Below are 10,883 nucleotides of genomic sequence, written 5' to 3' on the forward strand. Positions count from 1 at the left end.
AGAGACCCGCTAGTGTGTGGGTGAATGTAGCTTTTTTCCTACACCAACTCAAATTACAATCCTGTCATTAATAACCGTCTATTGTAGTATTTACTTTAAGACTGGATGTAAACGTTGCAGCATTTCTTTAAATACTTTTGGATTAGCGGCTAATATATTTCCATTAATTAAATGCTCACTACCGCCTTGTAAATCACCAACTAAACCGCCAGCTTCTTGAATAATCACTGCACCCGCGGCTAAATCCCATTCTTGCAAACCTAATTCCCAAAAACCATCATAACGTCCGCAAGCTACCCAAGCTAAATCTAAAGCAGCGGCACCAAAACGTCGTACTCCAGCAGTACTCGGAACGATAGCACCTAAAGTTTTTAGGTATAAATCCATATCCTGATTAGCACGAAAAGGAATACCTGTCGCTAATAGAGCATTCTCTAATGAAGGCCGGGCACTCACACGAATTTTACGATTATTTAAAGTAGCCCCTTCCCCACGCACTGCTGCAAACATCTCATCACGCATCGGGTCATAAATCACGCCCAGAAACAAACGCCCTTTTTGCTTTAAACCAATCGATACTGCAAAATGCGGTAAGCCATATAAAAAATTGGTCGTACCGTCTAAAGGATCAATCACCCACTGATATTCAGCATTTTCATCACCATGCTTGCCACTTTCTTCACCCAAAATCGCATGGTCAGGATAAGCACGGCGCAAAGCGTGGACAATTTCTCGTTCAGATTGTTTGTCGACTTCAGAAACGAAATCATTGGCATCTTTCAGTTGAATCCGTATTTTATCAACATCACCTACATAACGGCGAATAAGATCCCCCGCTTGGCGTGCAGTACGGGTAGCAATATTTAACATTGGATGCATGATTTAAGCTCAAATACAGAAGGTAACAATCGGGGCATTAGGATAGCATAATTTCTTGTTACGCTTAAAAAGAAAAAGGAGCCTAAGCTCCTTTCTCAATGTGGCACGCTTCTGCTTGGCGCAAACTTAAATCACACGTGGATTCAACTCACCACTCGCATAACGCTTAAACATGACTTCTAAGTTCACTGGCTGAATTTTTGAAGCCATGCCCGCAGCACCAAAAGCTTGGTAGCGTTGCATACAGATACCTTTCATAGCTTTAACGGTTTCTTTCAGGTATTTGCGTGGATCAAAGTTTTTGCGGTCTTCGGCTAAATAGCGCCGAATCGTACCGGTTGAGGCCATGCGTAAGTCGGTATCAATATTGACTTTACGTACACCGTGTTTAATCCCCTCAACGATTTCTTCAACCGGCACACCATAAGTTTGCCCCATATCGCCGCCATAATTATTAATGATTTCTAGCCAATCTTGCGGGACGGAAGAAGAACCATGCATAACTAAATGTACATCAGGAATACGGGCATGAATTTCCTTAATCCGGTCAATGCGTAGCACTTTACCAGTTGGTTTTTTAGTGAATTTATACGCACCGTGAGAAGTACCAATCGCAATGGCTAAAGCATCTACGCCGGTTTTCTTCACGAAATCGGCAGCTTCTTCAGGATCAGTCAGCAGCATCGAATGATCTAACTCACCTTCTGCTCCATGACCGTCTTCTTCACCCATCATGCCGGTTTCGAGTGAACCTAAGCAGCCTAACTCACCTTCCACGGAGACACCGCAAGCATGCGCTAACTCCACCACTTTGCGAGTCACATCCACATTGTATTCATAGCTAGAAGGCGTTTTTCCATCCGCCATCAAGGAGCCATCCATCATCACTGAGGAGAAACCCGATTGAATCGAACGGAAGCATACCGCAGGCTCAGCACCATGATCTTGGTGCATACAAACCGGAATATGCGGATACATTTCTACTGCTGCTAAGATCAGATGGCGCAAGAAAGGCTCGCCCGCATAAGAACGCGCACCCGCAGAGCCTTGCAGAATCACCGGAGAATTGGTTTCATCCGCAGCCTGCATAATCGCTTGCACTTGCTCCATATTGTTGACGTTAAATGCTGGCATACCGTAGCCGTGTTCAGCCGCATGATCCAGCAACTGACGCATTGAGATTAAGGCCATGTGTGTGTCTCCTGAAAATTAACTATCAATTATTCATTAATTATAGAGTGGTGCTCGACTCAAGCTTGAGCGCGTTTTTCTAGCATCTCAACCGCAGGCAAAGTTTTACCTTCAAGGTATTCCAAGAAAGCACCGCCCGCGGTAGAGATATAAGATACTTTGTCATAAATATCATACTTTTGGATGGCTGCAATCGTGTCACCGCCACCGGCTAAAGTAAAAGCTTTAGTATGCGCAATCGCCATCGCAATCGTTTTAGTGCCTTCACCAAACTGATCAAATTCAAATACACCCACCGGGCCATTCCAGACGACTGTACCGGCCTGCATAATAATATCAGCTAATTCTTGGGCTGATTTCGGGCCAATATCAAAAATCATCTCATCATCAGCTACTGTATTAGCAGCCTTCAAAACGGCTGGCTCATTCGCATCAAACTGCTTACCGACAACTACATCAGTGGCAACAGGAATACTCGCACCGCGTGCAGACATTTTTTCCATCAAAGCTTGAGCCGTGGGGACTAAATCGGCTTCGCATAAAGATTTACCGACATTATTGCCGACTGCTTTTAAGAAGGTATTAGCAATCCCACCACCGACCACGAGCTGGTCGACTTTTTCGGATAAAGCTTCTAGTACCGTAAGCTTAGTAGAGACTTTAGAGCCACCGACAATCGCCACCATCGGGCGAGCTGGCTTAGCTAAAGCTTTAGCGAGCGCATCCAACTCTTCAGTCATTAAAATCCCAGCCGCTGCTACGGGTGCATACATACCAACCCCATAGGTAGAGGCTTCCGCGCGATGCGCCGTACCAAAGGCATCCATTACAAACACATCGCAAAGTGCTGCATATTGTTTAGCGGTTGCTTCATTATTTTTCTTTTCGCCTTTGTTGACGCGGCAATTTTCTAAAATAACTAATTCGCCTTCCGCCACTTCAAAGCCACCTTGCACCCAATCTTTAATCAGGCGTACCGGCTTGCCTAAGCGGGCAGCAATATTGTCGGCAATCGGTTTTAAGGAAACCTCTTCTGACCATTCACCTTCAGTAGGACGCCCTAAATGTGAAGTAACCATGACTTTAGCACCGGCTTTTAAAGCATGTTCAATGGTGGCCATCGATGCAGTAATCCGCGCATCGGAAGTCACTTTGCCCTCTTTTACTGGAACATTCAGATCAGAACGGATTAAGACACGTTTACCCTTCAAATCTAAATCGGTCATTTTAATAAAAGCCATGCACGCGCTCCTTAAGAAATTAAATCAGTTAGCTAAATAGCGAAGGTACTTAGCTAACTCATCTAACAACTGAGGGGCATTCAGCCCCTCAATTCAAACACCTTTAGTTTTTCGCCACGTGCTCAACGAAGCGGAGCATATTGCAGGTATAACCATATTCATTGTCATACCAAGACACGACTTTCACAAAAGTTTTGTCTAAAGCAATACCGGCTTCTGCATCAAAAGTGGAAGGCGCTGAGTTACCTACGAAATCAGTAGAAACGACTTTCTCATCGGTATAGCCTAAAACACCTTTCAAAGCACCTTCAGAAGCTGCTTTCATCGCCTTACAAATCTCTTCGTAAGAAGCTTCTTTGTTTAGCTCAACGGTTAAGTCAACCACAGACACATCTGAAGTCGGTACACGGAAAGCCATACCGGTCAATTTGCCTTTGAGATCTGGCATGACCACACCGACCGCTTTAGCCGCACCCGTAGAAGACGGAATGATATTTTCGAGAATACCGCGACCACCGCGCCAATCTTTCATTGAGGGGCCGTCAACCGTTTTTTGCGTCGCAGTCGCCGCATGTACGGTAGTCATCAAACCACGTTTAATGCCCCAATTGTCATGCAGAACTTTAGCGACGGGGGCTAAGCAGTTAGTGGTGCAGGAAGCTGCGGAAACAATTTGCTGACCTTTATAGCTGTCATGGTTAACGCCATACACGAACATGGGTGTACTGTCTTTAGAAGGTGCAGACATCACCACTTTCTTCGCACCAGCTTGCACATGCTTTTGGCAGCCTTCTTCATCTAAGAAGAAACCCGTACATTCTAAAACGACATCCACACCGACATCTGACCATTTCAGATTAGCTGGTTCTTTCTCAGCAGTTAAGCGAATGGTTTTGCCATTAACAATTAGATTATTACCTTCGGTAGCAATATCGCCATTGAAACGACCGTGTACGGAATCGTACTTCAGCATATAAGCTAAATAATCAGGCGCTAACAGATCATTAATTGCTACGACTTCTAAATTAGGAAAATCTTTAGCAATCGCACGAAATACCATGCGTCCAATCCGCCCAAAGCCATTGATACCGACTTTAATTGTCATCAGTTCACTCCTAAATTTATTAAACCTTAAAAAGCATAGCGCAGGCTGCTAAGCAGCAACCTGCTTGAAAATTTTCCTAGCACGCAAACTTTACAGAAGACTTTCCACGGCTGCTTTGACATTTTCGACCGTAAAACCAAAATGCTTAAACAACACTGGCGCAGGCGCAGATTCACCAAAAGTATCTAAGCCCACTACTTTGCCTTGTAAACCTACCAATTGATACCAGCCTGCCGTTACGCCGGCTTCAACCGCTACTCTTGCTGTAACCGCAGTCGGCAGAACAGCTTCACGATAAGCTGCCTCTTGCGCTAAGAATACATCAACACAGGGGATTGAAACGACGCGAATTTTCTTACCTGAAAGCTGTTCAGCAGCGCCCATTGCCAGTGCGACTTCTGAGCCGGTGGCTATAATAATCGCATCTGGCGTCCCTTCACAGTCTTTTAACACATAGCCACCCTTGGCGATGCTTGCGACTTTCTCAGCAGAGCGGGTTTGGAAAGGCAAATTTTGGCGGGTTAGGATTAAACTAGTAGGCCCGGTTTTCTTTTCAATGGCTGCTTTCCAAGCCATCGCCGTTTCTACGCCATCACAAGGCCGCCATACCGACATGCGTGGAATCATCCGCAGCGTTGCTGTCTGCTCCACCCCTTGATGAGTTGGACCATCTTCACCTAAACCAATCGAATCATGGGTATAGACAAAGATATTGCGAATCTTCATCAAAGACGCCATACGTAAAGCATTACGTGCATACTCCGAGAACATCAGGAAGGTAGCTCCGTAAGGAATGAAACCACCGTGCAAGGCAATCCCATTCATAATCGCGCTCATCCCAAACTCGCGCACCCCATAAGAGAGATAATTACCACTAAAATCTTGGCTTGGACCATGATTTGAGTTGATGTATTTGCTGCTCTTATTAAAAGTATTGTTGGAAGGGGTTAAATCCGCAGAGCCACCTAAAAACTCGGGTAAGAAAGGTGCAAACGCATCTAAAGCATTTTTAGATGCAACCCGCGTGGCTGGTGATTCAGCTTTGGCAATAATCGCATCAATAGCTTTTTGCGCATTCTCTTCCCAATTAGCAGGTAAATCACCTTGAATCCGACGCTCAAATTCAGCGGCTGCTTGTGGATAAGCAGTTTTATAGGCTGCAAATTTTTCTGTCCACGCTTGCTCAGCCGCAGCACCTTTTTCTTTTGCATCCCAACCCGCATAGATTTCAGTCGGAATTACAAAAGGCTCCGATTTCCAGCCCATCGCTACTCGTGCGGCAGCGATTTCATCTTTACCTAAAGGTGAACCATGCACATCATGCCCACCTTGCTTATTCGGAGCGCCCTTACCAATCACTGTTTTGCAGCAAATTAACGTAGGTTGATCACGCTCCATACGGGCATCGGCAATAGCAACCCGCAGTGAATCAGCATCATGCCCATCAATATCGCGAATCACATGCCAACCATAAGCTTCAAAACGTTTGGGCGTATCATCCGCGAACCAACCGACCACATCGCCATCAATCGAGATGCCATTATCGTCATAGAAGCAGATCAATTTGCCTAATTTCAAAGTACCTGCTAAAGAGCAAACTTCATGCGAAATACCTTCCATTAAGCAGCCATCACCTAAGAACACATAGGTGTAATGATCTACAATTTTGTGGCCGTCTTTATTAAATTGCGCGGCTAAGACTTTTTCGGCTAAAGCCATGCCGACTGCATTACTCACTCCCTGACCTAAAGGCCCGGTCGTGGTTTCAATCCCAGGGGTATAACCATATTCTGGATGGCCAGGCGTTTTGGAATGAAGCTGGCGGAAGTTTTTAATTTCTTCAATCGGTAGGTCATAGCCAGTTAAATGTAGCACTGCATAAGGCAGCATCGAACCATGTCCATTGGACATAACGAAACGGTCACGATTCGGCCAGTGTGGATTTTGTGGGTTGTGCGACATGAAGTCATTGAAAAGAACTTCTGCAATATCGGCCATGCCCATTGGCGCGCCGGGATGTCCGGAATTGGCTTGTTGCACAGCATCCATCGCGAGAACGCGAATGGCATTAGCGAGGTCTAGGCGAGTGGTCATGGCAGGTGCTCCTGATAAGCTTAAAACTGATCTACCCAACTAGCGATGGTGGCGCAGCAGGGCTTGGCAAATGAACGATACCGATGCTGCCTGTGGTGCAAGCCAGCATGGGAAACTTTCATTTGAAATAATAAGGCGGTGGTAAGCTGCTTAACTAAGGGAGGAAAAGCTTGAGTGATTGTGACGAAGCTTGCAAATAGCAACAATGCTCCCATCCTAGATAGGCAAATGTAGTCGCATAGACTAATCGAGATAGGCTTGATCTTCAGCATGCTTACGGTAAATACTGGGAGCGCAATAATAACCTGATAGCCGCATGATGAAAACTCTCTTATATAGCCCTTACTGGTTTTTCCAACTGTTCACCACTGCTAAATCCTTTAAAGGCAACCCGATTATTGGTAGCCCTACCCTAAACAAATTGGGTTTACATATCAGTCGTGTGGTGCTCGCCCATATCAGTATGCGCTTTAGAATGTGGTTGCTTAGCTTTGGGGTTGATCCCGACGACCAAATGAGCTATCAACAAAACGGTTTTGTAGCTAAAGAAAATTTTGTGTCTGCTGAATTATTTCAGCAAATTGAAACCGAGATCCGCAATTTCCACGGTGAAATACGTGAATGCCAACAAGGGGATACACAAAATCATCGCATTCTCTTAGACCCAGCGACCTTAGCCAAGCTGCCTTATACGCAGCAGTTGTTGAACGATAAAGCTTTCAAGCGCCTATTACGTTATACCGCAGGGCATCGACGCATGCCTTTTTTTCATATTGAGCAAGTGCGTAATGGGGTGGCGAATGCAGGCAGTGACCCACAAAAATCGTTGCATGCTGATACCTTCCACCCGACGATGAAGTTCTGGTTATTTCTGGATGATGTCGATGAGCACAATGGGCCTTTTACTTATATTCCTAGCTCGAATCAACTGACTCGCCAGCGGCTCCACTGGGAATATCAAACCAGTCAAATAGCTTATCGTCATCCTGACTCTTATTCAGCACGCGGATCATTTCGTGTTAGCCCTGCTGATCGTGAGGCTTTAGGTTTACCAGAGCCGAAAGCTTTCAAGGTGAGAAAAAATACTTTAGTAATCGGCAATACCTTTGGCATCCATGGACGCGGTCAAGCGGATGCGGGGAGTACGCGCTTAGCGATTTGGGGGATGAGCCGTACCAATCCGTTTATTCCTTTTCCAGGCTTAGGCTTAACGCTATTTGATCGCTGGCAATATACACTTTTGAATACTATTCGGACTTGGCAAGACCGCAAAGCCGCTAAGCAGGGTAGACAAGCAGCTTGGCATCGCATCGAGTAAACTAGAAAAGTTCGCAGTTTAGCAACCAAACTGTCATCTGCGAGTCATAGGCTTAGCGCGCAATCTTAGTTTGCCTATGACTCATTGCTTTCTGGTAAACTCTGCACGCAACTCCCCACCCTTGACTCTAGACCTATAAGGAGGCCAAGCATGTTACGCCTATTTAAAATTGAGAATGGCCTACTCCATAAAACCAATGTAGAAGCAGAGCGCCTACGCAACCAGCTCTCTGAAGTGCAATGGGTTGATATGTGTGATCCGGATGACGACGAACGCTTATTGTTAGAGTCCCTCCTACATACCGATTTACCTGAATCGGATGATGTTGAAGAGATCGAATACTCTGCTCGCTGCTTTGTAGATCAGTCAGGTATCCATGTACATGCTTTGTTTATTTATCAAGAAGATGGCCGCCACAGTACCGTGTCAGTGGCTTTTATTTTGCAAGACAATCGCCTAATTACGATTCGTGAAGAAAAGCTGGCTGACTTCCGCTTATTTCGTTTACGCGCCCGCCGTGGACAAATTCACTGCAATAATGCAGCCGAACTATTGGTCACAATGTTTGAACATAAAGTCGAAAATCACGCGGACTATTTGGAAGATATTCACCATGCACTCGAAGATATTAGCCATTCAGTGCTAGAAGAAGAGGATTCTGATTTAGAGAAATCCATTAGTGATCTTGCCCAACTCGAAGATAGTAATGGAAAAATCCGCTTGTGTTTGATGGATACTCAGCGGGATATTTCCTTTTTATTGCGCCACTTAAAAGGTAACTCAGAAATTACTGAAACCTTGCGAGAAATTATGCATGACATTGAAGGCTTGATGTCGCATACCACTTTCTTGTTCGACAAAATTAACTTCCTGATGAGCTCCACACAGGGCTTCATCAATATTAAGCAGAACAAAATTATTAAGATTTTCTCAATTGCTGCCGTGGTGTTTTTACCACCGACTTTGGTGGCAAGCACGTATGGAATGAACTTTGATACTATGCCAGAACTACATTGGCTATTGGGTTATCCGTGGGCGATTACTTTGATGGTGATTGCTGGAGTCGCGCCTTATCTATTTTTTAAGCATAAGGGCTGGTTGTAAAGTTAAAGACAAAACAGCAGTAACTCACTCCGTTACTGCTGTTTATACCTAAGCAACCTACTTCTCTACAAACGCCCGTTCAATCACATAATCTCCTGCTTCACCTTGGCGTGGAGAAATCTGGAAATTATATTCATTTAAGAGTGTTGAGGTATCGTTCAGCATCGCGGGGCTACCGCAAATCATCGCCCGATCAAACTCAGGATTAAGTGGTTCTTGACCAATATGCTTAAACAACTCACCACTACGAATTAAATTGGTCAAGCGTCCATGATGCACAAACGGCTCACGGGTGACAGCGGGATAGTAAACTAACTTTTCACGCACTAATTCACCTAAAAATTCATTATTCGGCAATTCGTTTTCTAAATAATGTTTATAGGCTAGTTCACTCTGCCAACGCACGCCGTGCATGAGAATAACTTTATCAAAGGCTTCATACATATCAGGATCATGTACCAAGCTCATAAAAGGTGCTAAGCCCGTGCCGGTGGCGAATAAAAATAAGCGCTTACCTGGTTTTAAGTCGCGTAGGACTAAAGTCCCAGTGGGCTTTTTACTGATCATAACCGGATCGCCCACTTGCAAATGTTGCAAGCGCGAAGTGAGCTGGCCATCCTGCACTTTAATGCTGAAGAACTCTAGATAGTCTTCATGGTTGGCGCTAGCAATACTGTAGGCACGCATTAAAGGCTTGCCTTCAACTTGCAAACCAATCATGACAAATTGACCATTCACAAAGCGAAACGCTTGATCACGGGTGGTGCGGAAAGAAAACAATGACTCATTCCAGTGACGCACAGCCGTCACATTTTCAGTCAAAAAAGCACTCATGTTAACTCTTACAATCCTTCAAAACTAAAACTTTAAAAGTGGCGGCGCTAGTGTACTCCTCTCTTTTTTAACTAGCGAGTGCCTGTAACTCGGTCAAAGGCCAACGTGGACGTGGCTGAATGACGGGCGGCTCAGCAGCACCTGCTTGTAAACGCAAAGCACCTGCGTAGGCAATCATCGCTCCATTATCCGTGCAGAACTCTAAACGCGGAAAATACACTTGCGCTTTCAGGTCTTTTAAACGTTGGCGTAAACGTTTATTCGCACCCACACCACCAGCAATCACCAAAGTTTTGCGCCCAGTTTGCTCTAAAGCCCGCTTACACTTTATAAACAAAGTTTCTACTACAGCCTCTTCAAAAGCTTGTGCAATATCCGCTTTATCCTGTTCGGTTTGTTTAGAGTTTTGCCAAGTGGTAAGGCTAAAAGTCTTCAAGCCACTAAAGCTAAAATCACAGCCGGGTCGGTCGGTCATTGGACGTGGGAATTTGTAAATACCAGCTCTACCCTGTTCGGCTAATTTGGCTAACAAGGGGCCGCCCGGATAATCTAAACCTAATAACTTAGCAGTTTTATCAAAGGCTTCACCCGCAGCATCGTCGACACTTTCACCTAAAATCTGATAGTCACCAATCCGCGGTACATCGACCAGCATGGTGTGCCCACCGGATACGAGCAAGGCTACAAAAGGTAGCTGGGGTGGCTCAGGCTCTAGCATCGGTGCGAGTAAATGCCCTTCCATATGATGCACACCTACCGCTGGGATGTTTAAGCCCCACGCCAACGACCTTGCTACTGAAGCACCTACCATCAAAGCACCAATCAAACCGGGGCCTGAGGTATAAGCAATACCCTCTAAATCTTTTAGCTCTAAATCAGCCGCGGCTAATACCTCATAAGTCAATGGTAAAACCCGTTGAATATGATCACGTGAAGCCAACTCTGGTACTACACCACCATAGTCAGCATGCATTTTCACTTGGCTAAATAAACGATGCGCAAGTAAACCTTGTTCGGTGTCATAAATCGCTACGCCGGTTTCATCACAGGAGGTTTCAATCCCTAAGACACGCATAGTTTCCGCCTAAAATTGACAAAGCTAAAACCGACTATTATA

Annotated in this window: 9 protein-coding genes; 2 read left to right on the forward strand and 7 right to left on the reverse strand. The window is 45.2% G+C overall.

The features are described 5' to 3' along the window. Positions 1-90: 90 nt before the first annotated feature. From Q0230_RS03770 to tkt, 5 genes are all read right to left on the reverse strand, one after another. Complete coding sequence (locus Q0230_RS03770; protein WP_298608328.1) at positions 91-879, reverse strand: inositol monophosphatase family protein; 789 nt, start codon at positions 877-879, stop codon at positions 91-93. Between the two features lie 126 nt (positions 880-1,005). Then, positions 1,006-2,070 carry a class II fructose-bisphosphate aldolase gene (gene fba / locus Q0230_RS03775; RefSeq protein WP_298608330.1) on the reverse strand — a complete coding sequence of 355 codons (1,065 nt, stop codon included), beginning with the start codon at positions 2,068-2,070 and terminating at the stop codon, positions 1,006-1,008. Between the two features lie 59 nt (positions 2,071-2,129). Next, a complete protein-coding gene (locus tag Q0230_RS03780; RefSeq protein ID WP_298608332.1) occupies positions 2,130-3,311 on the reverse strand; it encodes a phosphoglycerate kinase in 1,182 nt (393 codons plus the stop codon). A gap of 103 nt (positions 3,312-3,414) precedes the next feature. After that, positions 3,415-4,416 carry a type I glyceraldehyde-3-phosphate dehydrogenase gene (gene gap, locus Q0230_RS03785; protein ID WP_298608334.1) on the reverse strand — a complete coding sequence of 334 codons (1,002 nt, stop codon included), beginning with the start codon at positions 4,414-4,416 and terminating at the stop codon, positions 3,415-3,417. A 90-nt stretch (positions 4,417-4,506) separates the two neighbouring features. Next, the gene (gene tkt, locus Q0230_RS03790; protein WP_298608336.1) at positions 4,507-6,510 is read right to left on the reverse strand and encodes a transketolase; all 2,004 of its coding nucleotides are present in this window, start codon (positions 6,508-6,510) and stop codon (positions 4,507-4,509) included. Positions 6,511-6,826: 316 nt separating this feature from the next. Between tkt and Q0230_RS03795 the strand changes: the two genes are divergently transcribed. Beyond that, the gene (locus Q0230_RS03795; protein WP_298608338.1) at positions 6,827-7,828 is read left to right on the forward strand and encodes a phytanoyl-CoA dioxygenase family protein; all 1,002 of its coding nucleotides are present in this window, start codon (positions 6,827-6,829) and stop codon (positions 7,826-7,828) included. Positions 7,829-7,978: 150 nt separating this feature from the next. After that, complete coding sequence (gene corA / locus Q0230_RS03800; protein WP_298608339.1) at positions 7,979-8,932, forward strand: magnesium/cobalt transporter CorA; 954 nt, start codon at positions 7,979-7,981, stop codon at positions 8,930-8,932. A gap of 57 nt (positions 8,933-8,989) precedes the next feature. Here corA and Q0230_RS03805 read toward each other — a convergent pair whose 3' ends face one another. Beyond that, a complete protein-coding gene (locus Q0230_RS03805; protein ID WP_298608340.1) occupies positions 8,990-9,766 on the reverse strand; it encodes a ferredoxin--NADP reductase in 777 nt (258 codons plus the stop codon). Positions 9,767-9,833: 67 nt separating this feature from the next. Then, a complete protein-coding gene (gene tsaD, locus Q0230_RS03810; protein WP_298608342.1) occupies positions 9,834-10,841 on the reverse strand; it encodes a tRNA (adenosine(37)-N6)-threonylcarbamoyltransferase complex transferase subunit TsaD in 1,008 nt (335 codons plus the stop codon). Between the last annotated feature and the right edge of the window lie 42 nt (positions 10,842-10,883).

The sequence above is a fragment of the uncultured Thiothrix sp. genome (assembly GCF_937876535.1).
Classification (GTDB): domain Bacteria; phylum Pseudomonadota; class Gammaproteobacteria; order Thiotrichales; family Thiotrichaceae; genus Thiolinea.